The organism is Myroides odoratus (assembly GCF_965118575.1).
In the GTDB taxonomy this organism is placed as follows: Bacteria; Bacteroidota; Bacteroidia; order Flavobacteriales; family Flavobacteriaceae; genus Flavobacterium; species Flavobacterium odoratum_B.
Genome location: NZ_CBCPHW010000017.1, coordinates 51,775 through 70,371 on the forward strand (window position 1 = coordinate 51,775; position 18,597 = coordinate 70,371).

Genomic DNA, 18,597 nt, shown 5'->3' on the forward strand with positions numbered 1-18,597 from the left:
AGCAATATAACAGTAAAAACAGTTGTTTGTTGCGTAGTATATAAACGCATGCACCTACTTTAGTTTCTAAGTAACTAAAGGAAACTAAAAACTTGATAAATAGTCGTAAATTTGTAAGACAAAATAATGTAATTATGATGAATATTCCTACATCAAATCGTCCGAGAGTAGTAATTATTGGCGGAGGATTCGGTGGATTAGCATTAGCTAAGAAATTGAAAAATAAAAATTTTCAAGTTGTATTATTAGATAAGCATAATTATCATACGTTTCAACCTTTACTTTATCAAGTCGCAACAGGTGGCCTTGAGTCAGGATCTATTGCATTTCCTATTCGTAAAGTAGTTCAAAACTATGAAGGAATTTATTTTCGCGTCGCTCAAGTTCAACGTATTGATACCGAAAATAAAAAGGTAATTGCAGATATTGGAACTATCTTTTTTGATTACTTAGTAATTGCTACAGGATCTAAAACCAACTTTTTTGGCAATACAGCGATACAACAAAATAGTATGGCGATGAAAACGATTCCACAATCGTTAAATATTAGAAGTTTGGTATTAGAAAATTTCGAAGAAGCCTTATTAACCAATGATGAAAAAGAGAAAAGAGCGTTAATGAATTTCGTTATTGTAGGTGCAGGACCAACAGGAGTTGAACTTGCGGGTGCATTAGCGGAAATGAAAAAACACGTCTTACCCAAAGATTACCCCGATTTGGATATCAGACAAATGGAAATTAACGTCATTCAAGGCGGAACCAAGGTGTTAGATGCGATGTCTGAAAAAGCCTCAAGAAAAGCACAAGAGTTTCTGGAAAAATTGGGTGTGAATGTTTGGGTCAATGAAATTGTAACAGATTTTGATGGCAAGATTGTTCAAACTAAATCAGGTAAAGAATTTGAAGCAGAAACTGTAATCTGGACGGCAGGTGTAATGGGAGCGGTGATTGATGGATTTGACGCTTCAGTGGTTCAACGTGGAAATCGATTAAAAGTAAATGAGTACAACCAAGTAGAAGGTTTTGATTCTATTTTTGCTATCGGTGATGTAGCAGCAATGGTTACCGAAAATACACCTATGGGTCATCCGATGATGGCTCAACCAGCAATTCAACAAGGGCAATTACTAGCTACAAACCTAATCCAATTGAGAGACGGGAAACCCTTGAAAAAATTCGCTTATAAGGACAAAGGATCCATGGCAACCATTGGTAGAAATAAAGCCGTTGTTGACTTACCTAATTTTCAATTTAGTGGCTTTTTTGCGTGGTTTGTATGGATGTTTGTGCATTTGATGTCTTTGATAGGGTTTAGAAATAAGTTCCTTGTTTTTTGGAATTGGGTCTATAACTATTTAATGTTTGATCGTCAAGCGCGTTTAATTGTGCGACCCTATAAGAAAAAAAATGAAGAAAGCTTTACCAAAAACAACGAATAAAATTAGAAAGAGTCTGTAAATACAGGCTCTTTTTTATTGAAATGAATCAAGATGTCGATAAACTTATTGTAAGAGCGAATTCCTTCTTTCTGGTTGTTTAGCTTTAGGAAATTGCTGTAAATAACTTTAAAAATGGAATCTGTAATCGATTTATACGATAACCAAAATAAGGTATTTTCAACCAAGTTGGTTTGTACACCTGGATGAATCTGTTCTAGTAAAGTTTTAAAGTTCGCTTCTGTTTCTTCTCCTTCTAGTGCCTTTAAACAGTAACGTAAGGCAAAGATATTAGCGGAATAACGATAGTGAATATCCGCTTGTTTTTTAGCCGCTAAGAAACCAATAAAATTCGCTTCACTTTCTTTCGCATATCCCACCTGATGGGCTATTTCATGCGAGGCAGTGACAATCAAGGTAGAAGTGGGGATTTTGGTATTGACTTGAGCTTCCAGCGTAAAGGGATTCACATAGCCCGAAAACCCCATATAGGTCAAAGGCAAGCTATATAAAGAACCTTTAGCTTGTTGTTTGTTGTACGTATACCATTGCGTGGATTCGCCCAGAATACGCACGCCTAATTGTGCATCTTGTTGAATTTGCTTTTTTTCAAAAGGCAGTACAACAGCCTGAATAGAGTCCTGCGTGATGGCAAGTTGTAAGGTATTCGTTTGCTTAATAATCTCCTGGGTCAAATCCAAAAGCTCTTGTTTGGAATACCCCATTTTTAAATCGAGTTGCGTAGCAAGTGGAACGCGGTAATTATTTAATCCCCAGAAAACAGTAAAGGCGACGTAAAAAAGTAAACAGCCGCGAAGGATAAAATTAAAATAAGCAAAACTTCTCCGTTTAAAGTCGCTATTCTGCTTCCAGATTGCATATGTTTTCCAAACGATAGCTAGCCCTATAATAAAGTACAACACATCGCCAACTGAAAAAGGAAAGAGATTGGTAACGGTTGTACTGCCGTTTAAATAAAAAGTATAAAAACCATGTGTATAAAAACGCTCTACCCATATAGGATTAGCAGTAAGTATATTTTTAAGTATCAGGAATATAAAAAATCCGATTAGGTAGTATTTGGTTTGTATTGGGCGCATTTTTAACTAAATTTTATTTAGAATAGATAAATATAAAACTATATTTGCATCAAACTTTTATCCACATGAGTAAAGTTATGAAAGGTGAGCGAACAATCTTCGTTTGCGAGGGAAAAAAATGTTGCCGATACAATGAAGAGGCCAAAGCGTGTTTTGAAGATCTGTTGGAAGAAAGCGGTCTTGGAACAGAGTATGTGCTTTGTAAAATGAAATGCCAAGGCATGTGTAAAAAAGCCCCAGTTGTTTATCTTTCAGAATTTGATACCTATAAAAAAGAGGTGACCAAGAAAAAAGCCAAAAAGATCTTTGACAAATACATCACTTCAGCTGTTTTATCTTCTTAAATTTAATCTTTACCGAAAGTAATTTAATTGGATTTTCTGCTTCTGAATCCAAACAGGTATAATTTTTAGTATATGCCATTTCTTATGGTGTTGCTACAATTGGTATTCCTTTTACTAAAAGTATTTTATAATCATCCCCGAAAAACTTCTTAGAAAGTTAATCTTAGGTATTGCGTAAAAAACAGTTTACCTTAATTTTCTAAATCAAGAATTTATATTGTAGTTTTATAAAAATTAAATACGTGTCGTTTGAAAAAAAGTCTTATTATTTTTTCAGTTGTCTGCTTAGTTGCAATTCTTCAAATAAGTTATTTTATGAAGGATCAGAAGAGCAGTGTTGTATCGAGTGAAGAAATCTATTTTGTTGTGGATAAAGTTGAAGTTAGCCCAGATTCAACGTATGCTTTTTATGATGGACAAGGCAAGGCGTTTACGAGTTATACGTTCTCTTCAACTGTAGAAATAACAAAAGGAGATATTATTGCCAAAGAAGCGAATACGAATGAACTTACTGTATATCGATTTGATTCAAATGGAAAAAAGGAAGTTTTTCTTAAGATCAATATGCAAGAGAAGTAAGTTTTTTTTTTGAGGTTTATGTGGTTTGTTCACCGTAAACTGTAAACTATCCATCATCAACCCTAACAAAATGAACATACAACTTTTTGAACCCCCCATCACTTTGCGTTCCCTTGTCAAAGGATATTGGTATTCGGATGCACAGAATATCAAACACGCTTCCTATCGCATTTTTTCGGATGGTTATCCCGGACTTATTTTCCAACACCAACAAGGACAATCTGGTTTATTTCGAGAACAGAAACCACTGCCAATTTGTTTCATGTATGGGCAAAAAACAAAGGGATTTTGCCTGAATCAATGTGCAAAGGAAACTTTGTTCTTCGGTATTCAATTTCAACCTTATGCCTTGAAGCAACTCTTGGGTATCGATGTATCTCTGTTGACCGATGTTTGTTTAGATGCGAGCGAACTCTTTGCCGGAATCGTCTTAGATGAATTACTCCAACTAAACCAAGCCCATCAATTCCTTCAGTATTTCAATACCTATTTTAGTACATTCAAAACTTTAGATTTTTCTTCTTCTTATATTATTCCAATAATCCAAAGGGTTGATGCTTTTGTAGATAGGTCAAGTACAACTATAGCCCAAGCAAACCAAGTGTCTACCCGTAAGTTCCAACGCGATTTTAAAGCGTATGTCGGATTGAGTTTTGAAGCGTACAAACAAATGGTTAAATTTCAATTCGCTGTAAATCAGTTGCAAAAAATGAATTCTTCGAAATTGGTAGAGGTCGCCTATGTGTTAGATTACGCAGATCAAGCCCATTTTGGACGCCGTTTTAAGTTGTATTCAGGCTACACCCCCAAAGCATTTTTAGAGAAACCCTTGCGCTATAACGAACAAGAAATGATATACGTAAATCGCCTGCGTATCTTATCCAACTAGTCGTTGTCGTTTTTGTTCTATTTTTTGAAAGAAGGATTGATTTAGTTTGTCTTATCCATTCAAAAGAAAACAAAAATGAACGTATACCATCTCAACTGTGTTGAAATACTAGCACCTACAGGTGATAGAGCTATTGGACACTGTGTGCTAATTCAAATCGATAAGCGGTTAATCTTATTAGATGCAGGAATTAGCAGTTATGATTCAGAAAATCCAACCCTCAACTTTAATGAAGCTTTCATCCAACAAGTCGGTTTTAACTTTGCTGAAACTCGATCAGCCAAAGCACAAATAATAGAATTAGGTTTTGATCCTTCCCAAGTTTCGGATATTGTACTTACCCACTTAGACTGTGATCACAGCAGTGGATTACTTGATTTTCCGCAGGCAACGGTTCACGTAGGAGCAGAAGAATTGTATCATTTCTCCAAAGAAGATCCCCGTTATTTGTCTTTTGTTTTGCAACACCAACCCGCTGTACAAACCTATGCGCCTACAACAACTTCTTGGTTGGGTTTTGAAGCGCGATACTTGCCTTTGCACCTTGATTTATCAATTGCTCTAATTCCCTTATTTGGCCATACGTTAGGGCATTGTGGGATTGCATTTACAGTAGGGGAACAGGTGTGCTTTTACATTGGTGATGCGTATTATCTCCGCATAGAATTAACCGATCCAACGCACCCTATCCACGAATTAACCACAGCACGAGCTGCCGATAATGATCAACGCTTTTGCAACTTGGAGCGAATTAAACAGCTTGTAAGTGCTCACCCTGAAATTTGCGTTTTTGGGTATCACGATGTGGAGGAGTTTGAGAAAATATAAAGATTAAGAAAAGTATTTTAACATGAATAGCGAAGAGTTCAATTTTAAATTGAGCTCTTTTTTTTGCAATACTTCTAAAAAATGGATAGAAGAGAAACTTTAATGGAAAAAATGGAGGACACCTGAAAAAGTCTTTTTTGAATAAAAGATACCTATTTTAATACTATAGAAATGTTATTTGTTAAAAATATTTAATAATGTAAATTTTTATACAATTATACTTAATATAATTGGGTGTTATTGTTTTGATTTTTTGATAAATAAGTTAATTATAGTTTAATTAACTATAATTAACTTATTTTTGATAAATCAAATACACCTAACTAATGCGTAATTTTTTTTTAATCCTCTATTTCCTGGTAGGAATTAGAATTGCATATAGCCAACAAGATTCAAATTCTTTTAATGAAAAAGTAATTGCTCCCAATATTGATGCAACAGCAATATTTAAATTTAGCGACACTTCAGCTGATTTATCCAATGGAATGTTGAAGTTAGAAATTCCGCTTTACACTATTAACTTAAAGGAATTAGACATTCCCGTAAATCTCCATTACTATTCAAGAGGAATAAAAGTTTCAGAAATAGCTTCTAGCGTAGGATTAGGATGGAGTTTGAATTTTGGTGGTATTGTATCTCGTCAAGTAAGAGATAAGGCAGATGATTCAAGAATGGGCTATTTGAAGCATACCTATTATAAAGATATGCTGAACCAAGAGCTTTTTGATGTTAGAAATCTGAATAGCGCTTTTAATTCCTATGAGGATTTAGATTTGATACCCGATCGATTCCTTTTTTCTATTGCTGATTTTTCGGGTGAATTTTTATTTGACCAAAAAACAGGTAAGATTTTACAACAAAATGCCTCAGATATAAAAATAGTGCCAAAATACAACAGTTCTAAAACGATTATTGGTTGGGAAATTACTGATACGAAAGGGAATAAATATCATTTTGGTGTACTAACTTTTCTAGATAATCCAAAAGCGAGTACGAAACGATTAAATAATTTTGTGGGATTTAATCCACAGATTCGTTATAGGGCACTTGGAACATCTACTGATTTTTATTATGATAGTTGGTATTTACTTCAAATAGAAACCTATTATAATGAAATTGTATCCTATGAATATCAGCCTGTACACGCAAATTATCATGCTAAACAGTATGATAAAAGAGTTTTGGAAGGCCAAGGTAATGAATATGAAACCTATTATTCAAAAGTAATAGAAGCAAGCTTTATTCTGTCTAAAATAACGTTTCCATTAGGTACAATTGAGGTAAAACTCAACAGTGAATTTCGTCAAGATTTGACAGGAGGAAGGAGTATAGAATCAATAAGTATGAGTAATTATAAAGATACATTGCTTAGCCAATACACTTTCAATTATGATCAGAAGGAAAATGATAATCTCAAGAATACATATTTATTACTACCCAATTTAGATGAATCATCCAAATATAGGATGTTTCTAACAGCAGTGAATTTTAATGATAAGGTATTACAAAAGGAATACAGTTATAAATTAAAGTATAATAGTCTGCCCTTGCCCAATCGTTTTTCGACTTCTCAAGATGCTTGGGGATTTTTTAATGACGCCAAAAATGAAACTACACTTATAATTGGTGATAAAACAGATATGGGAGTTAATAATAATTTTAATGGGGCTGGATTACTCACGAGTATTGAATATCCGACAGGTAGTATAGAAAATTTCACTTATGAAGGTAATTTAGTAATGCAAGATCCTGAAAATAAAACTGGAGATGAAGCCTATCGCGTTGTTATTAAAAGTAGTTCTATTTCGGTTTTGCCTAAAGCGAGATGTGATGAATTGACTCCTGAGGGACGAGTAGGAAAATGTATTGAAAACGGGATGTTAGAAAAAAAAATAACAATACCACAGAATGCAGTTGGACCTATACTGATTCATTTTGCTTTAAATAAATTTCAACATGCAGATTTTGGCCCTATAGATTGTAGTTATACGGTTGAGATACTATATAAGGGCAGGGTAATTCAACCATATCCTAGTGCTGGTGATACTTTTTTATATCCTAATCTTACAAATGTGGCTTCTGTAAGTACTTTATTACCTGGTCATGAATATACGATTCGGATTGAAGGACCTTATGGATGTAGTTATAGAGTAAAAGATTTTGCAACATGTAGGGTTAGTTTTGAATGGAAAGAAAAAGAAGGGGTTGTGAGTCCCGAAGGAATATTCATTTTTGGAGAAGGCAAGAGAATTAAAAAAATAGAGACATTTTCAAAGAACCTATTACTAAAAAGTAGGGAGTTCTCTTATTTGACAGAAGATGGTAAAAATAGTGGGAAATTGTATGGAACATTGCCCTATTGGCAAAAATTAAAAACAATCGGTCATTTAAATTTGTATGTACCTTTTGGTTTAGAGGATAATTCTCCTATGAGTTCATTTAGAGATACGGGCTTAGGGTATAGTAATGTAGTTGAGTATATTGAGGGTACAGACAAAGAAAAATGGGGTAAAATTAACTATGCCTATACTACTTTTAAAAATGAGGGCGGCGGTTATTTTGAATGGCCTTTTTACTTAAGTATAAATAATGAATGGATAAGAGGTTTATTACTATCTACCAAGTACTATGCTTCTTTAGGAGGAAATGACTATCAGTTACAAAGGGAGGAAAAACACACATACGTGTTTAAAGTACCCAAAGTTCCCTTTGTTGATTTATATGTGCGCAATAGTTTTGCTCCTGCACCTGGAACGCTATTATCTCCATTTTATTCTAGAGATTTTTATAAGAATGATGCAGATGGTTATATGATTCCCTTAATACGCTTTTATAGAAATTACTATGATGGTGAGATTGATTATCGATTTTTACTTCTTGGTTCTCCTGAGAATCTGTATTATAAGCGGTATTATTTGACAGGGGGGAAATATGAGCTTCTTCAAACAGATGTTATTGATTATGTTGGAGGTCAATCCATTCAAACTAAATACGTAAACGAGTATTCTACAAAACATCGTTTTCTAAAGGCTCAAAAAATATATACAGAATCAGAAGAGAAGGATATTCGCTATGAGTATGTGGCAGATCAATCTACCAATCAGGGAATGTACTCGAGTTTGTTAAACAGAAATAGAATAGCTCCTCTAGTTCATTTTCAAGAATTTAAGAATGCGGAAACCACCCAACAAAAAAAGTACCAATACAAAAATTGGGGCAATAATTTCATGGATTTAGAACAGATAGAAGAAAGCAAAGGGGATTCTAATGCCTATGTGAATCAAAAAATTATTTATCGAGATAACAGCAGTGGCAATAGTCTGGAAATTGAGCAACACGGCACTAAAGAAGTCTATCTCTACGGCTATAATCGCAGTTTGCTGATTGCCAAAATAACCAATGCTTCCAAAGAACAAATAGCCAGTGCTTTGGGCGTTACGTTACTGTAGCCAATTTAGCAGCTGTGAATGAAACCAAATTGACTCAAATCAACAACCTGAGAACCAATGCTACTTTGAAAGAGGCTTTGATTACAACTTACGAACATCAACCGTTAATAGGCGTTACAAAAATTACAGATTCGAAAGGAGTTAGTTCTACCTATGAATATGATACCTCAAATCGATTGAAAGCGATTAAAGATGAGCAAGGCAATATTTTGGAATCTTATCAATACAACTATAAACAATAAGGATATGAAGATAAAATTACTAGTAGTAGCAACGTTTGTATCTACCCTTGGTTTTAGTCAAAAAGTAAAATGGGAACAAACGCTGGGCAGTGCACATTCCGAATATTTATTTGATGTACTACCCACGGCAGATTATGGCTTTTTATTAGCGGGGAGTTCACTCTCCGATGCAGGGGGAGATATCAAAACGGAGCGTCGCGGGAATATCGATGCGTGGCTTTGGAAAATGAAAGAAGATGGTGCACAAGAATGGCAATACCGCTTAGGCGGTGATGGCAATGATTACTTACACAGTGTCTGTCATACCCCAGATGGTGGTTTTTTATTGGGTATTACTTCCACTTCAGGTCAATCGGGAGATAAAACAGAAGCCAATAAAGGCAAGGAAGATTTGTGGATTGTCAAGCTCAATGCCGCTAAACAAATGGAATGGCAGAAGAGTTATGGTGGAATTGGCACGGAAGAGATCGTTAAAGTTAAGGCGTTGAAAGGCGGGGAATACGCCATTTTAGCCAATAGCAACTCCATCGTATCAGGGGATAAAACCCAACCTTATTATGGTGGGACGGATCTTTGGATTTTGCGTTTAAATGCCACAGGAAACATTATCTGGCAAAAGTCCTATGGCGGAGAGTATAAAGATATAGGCGTAGACTTAATCGAAACAGCCGATCGCGGTTTGCTGATTGGCGCTAAATCCAATTCGGGGGCTAGTGGTAATAAAACCGCACAAAATTATGGCGGGATGGATTATTGGCTCATCAAGTTAGATGCTTCTGGTAAAGAACAATGGCAGAGGAGTTATGGCGGACAGCAAGAAGATGAATTAAAAGAAATCCAACAACTCAAAGAAGGAGCGTATGTGCTGTTTGGCATGTCTAATTCCGACTTATCAGGCAGTAAAACCAGCAAACAAGAAAGCCAGTTAGACTATTGGTTCATACAAGTGGATGACCGAGGCAAAGAAGAAAAAGAATTCACCTATAGCTATGGGGATTACAATATGTTGTCCAATGGATTTGTCGATGCAAAAGGGCAATTTTTCTTGGGGGGAAGCAGTGTTGAAGTAACTGAAAAGCACACAAAGTTCGAATATTTAGGTACACGCATCGAAGCCGATCGCACAGTAGAATGGGAGCAAGTCATCAGCAGCAAAGGCAACGATGTCTTGACCAAAGTGATTCAAACCCGCGATGGAGGTTATGTCTTTGCAGGAACCTCGAATGGTGAGAAAAGCAAAGCCAAAGAAAGCCACAAAGGAGGCAATGACTTTTGGATTGTCAAATTAGCCAAAGAAGACAAGGAAACAGAAGAGCCTATTCGCATCAGTATAGAAGCCTTTCCCAACCCAACTGCTGGTTTTACCAACGTTGTGATGGGGTTTGCCTATACCACAGGAAAACTAGAAGTGTTTGATTTAAGTGGTCGATTAATGTTCAGTAAGCCAATTGAATACCAAACGGAACCCGTTGATTTATCTGCTTTATCCCGTGGTACTTATATCATTTGGGTGAAGACCGATACAGAGCGTGGTAGTATTAAAGTAGTAAGACGATAAGGATGAAACAAGCAATTAGCAGTATTTGGATGTATTTGTTTTGTGTTGTACTCTATGGACAACAGTCAGTGGTGAATCAATCCCTACTGCGAAACAGTGAATTGTTACCTCCTGAGGTTATGAAAATACAGGAGTATGGGGATTATACGTTAAACCAAACGAAAGGAGCTCCAAATATCAGTATTCCCATTTATACGATACAAACGAAAACAGGATTTAATTTTCCTATTCGCTTAAACTATGTTTCCAATGGGATAAAAGTAGAGGAAGTAGCCTCTAATGTAGGATTAGGTTGGGCTTTGGATACGTTTGGTGTGATTACCGTTGAAGGAGATTTGAATTATGATATTGGAGCCAATATTAAAAGCGATTTGATTAACTATAGCAACCAAGAAGTTACCAATACCAATATGGCAAGCATGAATGTCTTTAGCTATCTAGAAATAGTAAAGCGCGGAACAGTAAGCAGTAAAACCCCTACCTATCACTATAGTTTTTTAGGACATTCAGGTAAATTTATCATCGATAGTAAAGGCGGAATACAGGGAATTCCCAGAACTGATTTAACAATAAAAGTAGTAAACAATGGCGATGTAATTAGCATTTTAGATGTAGAGGGCAATACCTATAAATTTGTCAAGCACCAAAACCTAATTTCGTATAGTCCATCTTCCATTTATCAAGCACCGAAGCTTTCTGTTTTCTATGTTTTAGAAGAAATTACCTTGCGCAATAAAGAAAAAATAGAATTTACCTATGCGACTTCAGATCGAGGTGGAGGTTTTATGCGACACCATCAGGTTTCGTATGATTACAATGTGAATTACAATAACCTAAAAGCAGGAACGACGACTCCTACCACTATTGGTAGACTCACTTGTGATAGAAATTCATGGCCCGAAAATGTCACTTCCAAAGTGTATGGCAATAATTTAAATATGCGTATTCAGCAAATTAAATATGGAGATGTCCGTGTGGTTTTTAGAGGTTCGGAAGAAGCTGGATTGGAGATTGACGGGCAACCCTACAGAAAAGACATTGGCACTAGTTCAAGCGCCATACGAAAAATAGAAGTGTTATTTCAAAATAAAACAATCGAATCTTTTGTTTTAGACTATACTTATTTTGTAAGTCAGGACACCAATGAAGATAAACCAGAAAAATACCGACTAAAATTAAATGCAATTACCCAGAATCAAACCTCTACACACCGTTTTGACTATTATGAGGATACCAAACTTCCTTCAAGGGATTCTTTTGCACAAGATATTTGGGGGTTTTATAATGGCAATTTAAGTAATCGAACTTTGTTGCCAGCGGTTAGTTTCCAAAAGGGAGAAAGTAGTTTTAGTTTTGCTGGCGCCAATCGAGAAGTAGGTCGTTTGGCTGAAGCCCGTGCTTTTACCTTGAAGCGAATTACTTACCCAACTCAAGGGTATACGGATTTTAGTTACAATCAAATTATACATACTCAAAAACAAATTGTTGAAAGAGAAGTAACTATTGGTTCGTTAGTTTCTATAAATGCTAACGAAGAAGATGTCTTTACAAGAACCAAACGAATTAGTTTAAGGGAGTTGGGATATAATAAAGAAACGGATACCCTTTATCTTATTGCCCTGAATGGTTGTGACAATGGCAAGCTATCCACAGAATCTGGTCTTGATCAACTTTCCCCAACTAGGTCTAATGGACATGCAACTATTTCAGTAGAAGGCGGTTATACGGTTGCTCCCTCTTGGACATATCATAAAACAGGTTTATTAACAGCTAAATCATTGACGTATGGACCTATAAGGCCAGTAGGTGATATAGTGACAGCTTCGTTTACTAGACATGGTGAATGTGCAGGCAGAGCTGGTGTTCGTATTAATAGAAAGGTTTATGACACTATAACCCTAAAAAAAGCGATTGGCCCTATTTATTTACAAGCGTATCACAGTTATGACCATTCAGGGGTATTAGAAAAAGAAGTTGAATATCAGTATAGAAGTGACCTAAGCGCAGCTAAGGATGTAGTCGAAGTGAATTATGTAGCGCCTATTTTGGCTGGTATTTCCAAAATAGAAAAAGAAAATGTAGAAACTTCCTCAGGAAGTGATGTTGGACAAGCACTCAAGAAAAGAAATTGCTATGCCATTGTAAGGAGTAGTGCGCCTATGAATAATGTGAAGGAATACTATTTCCCTTACATCCATGAAGTAGTAAAAGGCAAAGGGAGAACCTATTATCAGTATAGAGGAACAGTAAATACCGCGGTTAATTCCATCGTATCCAGTGAACCTTTTTACGATTTTGAAAAGGGAAGTAGTTTAGAAATCAATCGCGATTATGAAAAAGGCTATTTAAAGAGTCAGGCGATGTACAATGAAAAAGAAGAGTTAATTCTGTCGTTGCGTCATATTTACGAAAATGACAATTCTTTTGTTACACAATCGAAGGATTATTGTTTTGGCACTGGAATTTCCTATGATGTTGTTCTATTGAATCGCAATCTGACTATGACGGGAAGTATTCAATTGGTTCCTAATTATTATTATCGTTATACCTTAATTCCGATAAATAGTACTTGGATAAAGAAAAAGGAAGAAATCAGTACAGAAAAAACAGCAACAGGATTGATGACACGAACGGTAAAATATGGTTATAACAATGCTAATATTATGTTGCCAACCGTTAAAACAAGTTTGGTTAATGCAGAGGAATTCACAGAACACTATACGTATCCGAGTATCAATACACCCTTATATAATAGTGGCAAAGGAACCCTACTAAAAACAGCAGTTTTAAAAAATGGTGAGCCAATACAAACTCTAGAGAATATATATAAAGATTGGGGAAATAACCTTTTTGATATTGAAGAAATCAAGGTGACTAAGGGAGCTAATAATCCTGAGAGCAATCAAAAAGTTTTAAGCCGTTTAGCCAATGGAAATAGTTTCGAGATAGAAAGTCAAGGAGTAAAGACGGTTTACCTCTATGGCTATAATCAAAGTGTATTACTTGCTAAAATTGAAAATGCTTCTAAAGAACAAGTAGCCCGTGCTTTGGGTGTTACCGTAGCCAACTTAGTTACTGTGAATGAAACCCAATTGTCTCGAATCAATAATTTGAGAACCAATGCTACTTTGAAAGAAGCATTTATTACTACTTATGAACACCAGCCTTTAATTGGTATTACAAAAATTACAGATGCTAAAGGCACTAGTGTTAATTATGAATACGATGCTTCGAATCGATTGAAAGCGATTAAAGACGATCAAGGAAATATTTTAGAATCCTATGAGTACAATTACAAAAATAACTAAACGGAGGGATATGAAACAAATTATAGCCATACTAACGGTATTTTGGATAGGAACTATTGCTGTTGTAGCCCAGACGCAAACAGAGAACTATATCAAAACAACCAAACCCCAATATGCAACTAGTACAAATTTAATTCCAGCTTTAGGTCGTCCTCAGTTAGAAACCGTTGTTTATTATGATGGATTAGGACGTCCTAAACAAGAAATTGCTGTGGGCATAGGGCCTAAAAATAAGAATATTATCAAGCATATTGAATATGAATTAAATATCGGACAAGTCAAGGAATATTTGCCCTTTGTCTACAATTACAATCCCGATACAGGACAAGATCAAAGTCCTTTATCAGATGCAAATAAAATGCCTTATTTGTTCAACGCAAAAAGCCAAACCGAAGCCTTTTACAATACAGCCAAATACGAGCAAACCACCAATCCATATAGTGAAAGTGAATTGGAGAAATCGCCTTTAAAACGCGTTTTAAAACAAGGTTCCCCAGGGGAGGATTGGAAAATTACAACAAATGGTGCTCAGAATGTTACCTATACCTATGGTTTTAATACAGCTAATTACGCAAAGAAATTTAAAGCCGTTGCGACTTGGAATGCGAGTTTAAAAAGTTATGATATTCGTTTGGTTGATGAGGGGTACCATCTTGGCAATACACTATATGTAACCACGACTAAAGATGAAAATGGCAACCGTTCAAGTCGTCTTACCAATCAAGAGAATCAAGTTTTGGTTACGGTTCAAGTTTTGGATTTGGAAGTATCTATTGGAGGGCCAAAGTTCCCTATGCCTTCTTCTTCCGAGGGAGTATCCACTGAATTAGCAGACAAAAGCTTGAGTGAAATCATGGAAAATGGAGAAGAGATAGGCCATACAATCGGAACTAATCTTTCGGAAAATGTAAATCAAGCGGGATCCAATGTTATAGTTGGTCCAACAAGACCGCCGCTTACTTCTTATTTAGGCAATCACATATTTACCTATTATGTGTATGACCAATACAATAACCTAACCTATGTTTTACCCCCATTAGCTGGAGGAAAAACAGATGCAACCACTTTAGATAAGTTGTGTTATCAATACAAATACGACCAAAAAAATCGCTTGGTTGCCAAAAAGCTACCCGGAAAGGAGTGGGAGTATATGGTTTATGATAAAGCCGATCGTTTATTGGCCCAAGGACCTGTGTATAGTCCGTTTGGAGATGGAGCCAAAGGGTGGATGTTTAGTAAATGCGACGCTTTGGGGCGCGTGGTATATACAGGTTATTATGCCGGTACCCCTACAACAGAAGCGGGTCGAGCTACCTTTCAAACAACTGTTGATGCTGGGGTGGATTATCACGAGAAACGCGCCACAGCAACGACTATCGATCAAGTTTCAGTTCCCTATACCAATGTGGTTTTTCCCAAAACAGGAGTAAAGGTTTTAGGAGTAAACTATTACGATGATTACACCTTTACAGGAGCTCCTACGAGTTTTGCAGCAATTGAAGGACAAGAAGTGAGTATCAAGGTAAAAGGACTCCCAACGGGATCGTGGATTCGTGTGATTACAACGGCTACCGAAGCACAAGGAACGTTGAGTTATCAGGTGTATGATTACAAAGATCGCGTACTGCGAAGCTATAAAACCAATATTTTAGGTGGCTATACCCAAGTAGATACCAAGTATAACTTCCGAGGCTTAGCAACTAAAACCGTAACCAATCACAAATACAAGAATGGGGTAGACCCTAAAACCATTACCCAAACTTTTGCTTATGATAAAGCAGAACGCTTGCTGTATCAAACTCATAAGATTGATAATTTGGATCAAGTGGTTGTTTTTCAGAATGTTTACGATGAACTCGGGCGCGTGAAGCAAAAAAGAGTAGGGGGAAAACTAGAATTTACGCTATCAGTTCAAGAACCAAGAAATATCCAACAAAATAATTTAGTTATTGATGGGTCTATATTAGATGTAAAAGCACCGCTTCGCACCTCCTTTTTGCAAGAAATCAATTACACTTACAACATCAGAGGTTGGTTGAGCGAGGTAAATGCTCCTCATGATTTAGAAGCAGGCGATTTTGGTAAGAAGTCGTTATTTGCAATGAAGCTCAATTACAACCAACTCGATAGTGAAGGGGTGACTGGAATCAAAAAACTATACAACGGCAATATCGCTGAACAAAGCTGGAAAACGGCAAATGACAACGTCTTGCGTCGTTATAGTTATGGTTATGACGCGATAGATCGCTTAAAAACGGGCGTTTACCAAGAGCCAGGTGGTATTGCCCCCGTGGTAGGTATTTACGATGAGCAGCTAACCTATGATAGCAACGGAAATATTTTGACCTTAAACCGCAAAGGACAGGGGGTTGCCAATGGAATTGCGTTGGATTTGGATATTTTGACTTATACGTATGATGGAAACATACTGCAAAAAGTGGTAGATGTATCCAATAATACCGATGGATTCAAACAAGGGAGTACCACTGCTAAACACTACGATTACGATACCTTTGGCAATTTAAAGGTCGATCGCAACAAAGGAGTAACGGCAATGAAGTACAACCATTTGAATTTACCGACAGAAGTTGTCTTTGCAGGTGGAAAAATTAATTACCTTTATACAGCAATTGGAGAGAAGGTTCAGAAGAAAGTAACCCAAGGGAGTACCACGGTAGTAACGGATTACTTGGATGGTTTTCAATACGTCAAAGGCGTTTTGAGTTTCTTTCCCACGGCAGAGGGGTATTTCAATGCAGAAACCAATGGCTATGTATATCAATACAGTGATCATCTAGGCAATGTTCGCTTGAGTTATTCCGATACGAATAAAAACGACAAAATTGACGTTGGTGAAATCATTGAAGAAAACAATTATTATCCTTTTGGATTAACACATAAAGGATACAATGAGAAGAACAATACGATTGCGGCTAACTATAAGTACCAATACAATGCCAAGGAGTTACAAGAGGAGCTAGGCTTCAATGTATACGATTATGGGGCAAGAAATTACGATGCCGCACTTGGTAGATGGATGAATGTGGACCCGTTGGCGGAGGACTTTCCGGGATGGAATCCGTATCATTATGTACACAACAACCCGATTAATTTGGTGGATCCTACGGGGATGAGTGCCAGTCCTATTTTTGATGATAAAACGGGTGATTATTTAGGATCCGATTCGAAGGGATTTTGGGAGGGACCAGCGCTTTTTATGGATAAAGAAAAATATTTAGAACTGTCTAAACAAAATAATTATAAACCTATAGAGCATAGTACAGCTAAGAATAATAGCAGAGAAACGACAGATTTTAAAGAAACTAAAGAAGATCGAATGTTGTTTTTTAAAGCAGTTGATTTTATATCAAAGAGAGCTTATTGTGAAGTTTATGGCGAAGATATAACACCTACTTTAAATAATGGAATGATAAGTTTGTATTCAGGAGGTAAAGGGGCAATAAATATGATATCGAATGTAGGCTTGGATGAAAAAACAAGAGCTCAAAATAACAATCTGTATTATAATTCTAAAACAGGAGAACGTTCAGAGGAAATAGTTTTTAATTATAATGCTAAAAAACTCTTAAATACTCCAGGCAATATTGCTATTACATTTATTCATGAAAGTTATTATCATGGAAAAATGAATATTCCGGGAACATTATGGGGTAAAGGGGATCAGCATTATAGAATTTATCCAGAATTAGTGAAAAATCCTTTGTTTAAGTATACAACAGGCGAATTTAGAAAACAAATGATTAATAATAGTAAGGGTAATTAGAATGATAAAGAATAGCATTTTTATACTTAGTGTGTTCCTTTTTCTTAGTTGTACTGTAAATAAAGCAAAAAGACAAAAAGTAGTAGAAGTTACTATTACAAAAGTGTTTTTAGATACGATTAATCATCATGAAGGGAGACCGTCTCCGAGTATTGAGTTAGAAGTAGATTTTACAAATTCTACATTTGGAGATATAGATTTTAGATTTTCAGGGAAATATTCAGAGATTAAAAATTCAAGATTAATCTTTATGAATTTAACGAATGGTACGGTTCTATTTTCTGGAGGATATGGTACAGAAGAAGTAAAAAAAGATGAAACATTGTCGTTTACAACAGAGATTGGTTTGTGGGATAATGAAGGGGATTATTTTAATATTCCTCCTTCTTTTTTTAATCGCAAGGGACATGATTATAGCCAAGATACAGCTTATTTATTTAAACAGATTAAAAAGGCATTTGATCAATCTATTGTAATTTTATATCTCAATAGTGAGGATTTAAATCATTTAGATCCAACCAATCAGGCTAATGAGTATTTGAAAGAAGATCGCATAATCCAAGTAAAATGGGCGAAGAATTTACAATATGAATTATATGAAGAAAAACCCCCTTTACCTGTGGTGAATAACATAAATCTATAAAATTTATTTAGATTATGTTGGCGAAAATATTTTGCTTACGCCGATATGAAAGAATAAAAAAACACACCCTAAACGTTAGTTTTCTTGGGGTGTGTTTTATAAAATAGCTTTCAATTTTCTTTGTTTGATAAAAGCGTCTAGCAGTGCAAAGACGTGTTTTTTATCTTCTTCGTTTAATCTTTGTATATCGAGTACTCTGTTAACAATATTCTTGTCAAGGAGTATATCTGTAACTCCTACAAGGTAATCTAAAGAAATCTGTAAAGCTTCAGCGAGCACTGTAGTAATCTCGATAGAAGGTTTAATCTCGTTGTGTTTATATCTTCCGATGGTTATGACAATCACCCCACTTCTTTCGCTAACTCCCCTTGAATAAGGTTTTTTTTATGTAATAAAACCTTATTTTTATATGGACAGTTGGTCTTTGAAAATAAAGG

Annotated in this window: 13 protein-coding genes; 11 read left to right on the forward strand and 2 right to left on the reverse strand. The window is 35.8% G+C overall.

The genetic code is table 11. The features are described from left to right. Positions 1–134: 134 nt before the first annotated feature. Complete coding sequence (locus ACMHJ2_RS13965) at positions 135–1,439, forward strand: NAD(P)/FAD-dependent oxidoreductase (protein ID WP_413513478.1); 1,305 nt, start codon at positions 135–137, stop codon at positions 1,437–1,439. Between the two features lie 2 nt (positions 1,440–1,441). On the opposite strand, the gene ACMHJ2_RS13970 is transcribed toward ACMHJ2_RS13965, so the two are convergent. Continuing rightward, positions 1,442–2,536 carry a DUF3810 domain-containing protein gene (locus ACMHJ2_RS13970; protein ID WP_413513479.1) on the reverse strand — a complete coding sequence of 365 codons (1,095 nt, stop codon included), beginning with the start codon at positions 2,534–2,536 and terminating at the stop codon, positions 1,442–1,444. 65 nt (positions 2,537–2,601) lie between these two features. Between ACMHJ2_RS13970 and ACMHJ2_RS13975 the strand changes: the two genes are divergently transcribed. The 10 genes from ACMHJ2_RS13975 (at position 2,602) to ACMHJ2_RS14020 (ending at position 18,160) form a co-directional block, all read left to right on the forward strand. Continuing rightward, complete coding sequence (locus tag ACMHJ2_RS13975; protein WP_413513480.1) at positions 2,602–2,880, forward strand: (2Fe-2S) ferredoxin domain-containing protein; 279 nt, start codon at positions 2,602–2,604, stop codon at positions 2,878–2,880. A 315-nt stretch (positions 2,881–3,195) separates the two neighbouring features. Further along, positions 3,196–3,459 (forward strand): hypothetical protein, encoded by a 264-nt coding sequence (locus ACMHJ2_RS13980; protein WP_413513481.1) that lies wholly within the window; start codon positions 3,196–3,198, stop codon positions 3,457–3,459. Between the two features lie 70 nt (positions 3,460–3,529). Then, a complete protein-coding gene (locus tag ACMHJ2_RS13985; protein WP_413513482.1) occupies positions 3,530–4,348 on the forward strand; it encodes an AraC family transcriptional regulator in 819 nt (272 codons plus the stop codon). 75 nt (positions 4,349–4,423) lie between these two features. Next, positions 4,424–5,176, forward strand: coding sequence for an MBL fold metallo-hydrolase (locus ACMHJ2_RS13990; RefSeq protein WP_413513483.1), 753 nt, complete (start codon positions 4,424–4,426; stop codon positions 5,174–5,176). Positions 5,177–5,502: 326 nt separating this feature from the next. Continuing rightward, positions 5,503–8,625 carry a hypothetical protein gene (locus ACMHJ2_RS13995; protein ID WP_413513484.1) on the forward strand — a complete coding sequence of 1,041 codons (3,123 nt, stop codon included), beginning with the start codon at positions 5,503–5,505 and terminating at the stop codon, positions 8,623–8,625. Positions 8,626–8,639: 14 nt separating this feature from the next. After that, positions 8,640–8,867 (forward strand): RHS repeat domain-containing protein, encoded by a 228-nt coding sequence (locus tag ACMHJ2_RS14000; protein WP_413513485.1) that lies wholly within the window; start codon positions 8,640–8,642, stop codon positions 8,865–8,867. Between the two features lie 4 nt (positions 8,868–8,871). After that, a complete protein-coding gene (locus ACMHJ2_RS14005) occupies positions 8,872–10,425 on the forward strand; it encodes a T9SS type A sorting domain-containing protein (protein ID WP_413513486.1) in 1,554 nt (517 codons plus the stop codon). A gap of 2 nt (positions 10,426–10,427) precedes the next feature. Further along, positions 10,428–13,733, forward strand: coding sequence for an RHS repeat domain-containing protein (locus tag ACMHJ2_RS14010; RefSeq protein ID WP_413513487.1), 3,306 nt, complete (start codon positions 10,428–10,430; stop codon positions 13,731–13,733). Positions 13,734–13,743: 10 nt separating this feature from the next. Beyond that, positions 13,744–17,517 carry a DUF6443 domain-containing protein gene (locus tag ACMHJ2_RS14015; protein ID WP_413513488.1) on the forward strand — a complete coding sequence of 1,258 codons (3,774 nt, stop codon included), beginning with the start codon at positions 13,744–13,746 and terminating at the stop codon, positions 17,515–17,517. Between the two features lies 1 nt (position 17,518). Beyond that, positions 17,519–18,160, forward strand: coding sequence for a hypothetical protein (locus ACMHJ2_RS14020; RefSeq protein WP_413513489.1), 642 nt, complete (start codon positions 17,519–17,521; stop codon positions 18,158–18,160). Between the two features lie 96 nt (positions 18,161–18,256). Here the strand turns inward: ACMHJ2_RS14020 and ACMHJ2_RS14025 are convergent, their stop codons facing one another. Continuing rightward, positions 18,257–18,505, reverse strand: a complete 249-nt coding sequence (locus tag ACMHJ2_RS14025; RefSeq protein ID WP_413513490.1) for an XRE family transcriptional regulator — start codon at positions 18,503–18,505, stop codon at positions 18,257–18,259. Between the last annotated feature and the right edge of the window lie 92 nt (positions 18,506–18,597).

Bases quoted from the DNA above. Each gene is read 5' to 3' on its own strand.
- ACMHJ2_RS13980 (WP_413513481.1), top strand. From the start codon at position 3,196: ATGAAGGATCAGAAGAGCAGTGTTGTATCGAGTGAAGAAATCTATTTT.
- ACMHJ2_RS14010 (WP_413513487.1), top strand. From the start codon at position 10,428: ATGAAACAAGCAATTAGCAGTATTTGGATGTATTTGTTTTGTGTTGTA.
- ACMHJ2_RS13970 (WP_413513479.1), bottom strand. From the start codon at position 2,536: ATGCGCCCAATACAAACCAAATACTACCTAATCGGATTTTTTATATTC.
- ACMHJ2_RS14015 (WP_413513488.1), top strand. From the start codon at position 13,744: ATGAAACAAATTATAGCCATACTAACGGTATTTTGGATAGGAACTATT.
- ACMHJ2_RS14020 (WP_413513489.1), top strand. From the start codon at position 17,519: ATGATAAAGAATAGCATTTTTATACTTAGTGTGTTCCTTTTTCTTAGT.
- ACMHJ2_RS13995 (WP_413513484.1), top strand. From the start codon at position 5,503: ATGCGTAATTTTTTTTTAATCCTCTATTTCCTGGTAGGAATTAGAATT.
- ACMHJ2_RS13990 (WP_413513483.1), top strand. From the start codon at position 4,424: ATGAACGTATACCATCTCAACTGTGTTGAAATACTAGCACCTACAGGT.
- ACMHJ2_RS13965 (WP_413513478.1), top strand. From the start codon at position 135: ATGATGAATATTCCTACATCAAATCGTCCGAGAGTAGTAATTATTGGC.
- ACMHJ2_RS13985 (WP_413513482.1), top strand. From the start codon at position 3,530: ATGAACATACAACTTTTTGAACCCCCCATCACTTTGCGTTCCCTTGTC.
- ACMHJ2_RS13975 (WP_413513480.1), top strand. From the start codon at position 2,602: ATGAGTAAAGTTATGAAAGGTGAGCGAACAATCTTCGTTTGCGAGGGA.
- ACMHJ2_RS14005 (WP_413513486.1), top strand. From the start codon at position 8,872: ATGAAGATAAAATTACTAGTAGTAGCAACGTTTGTATCTACCCTTGGT.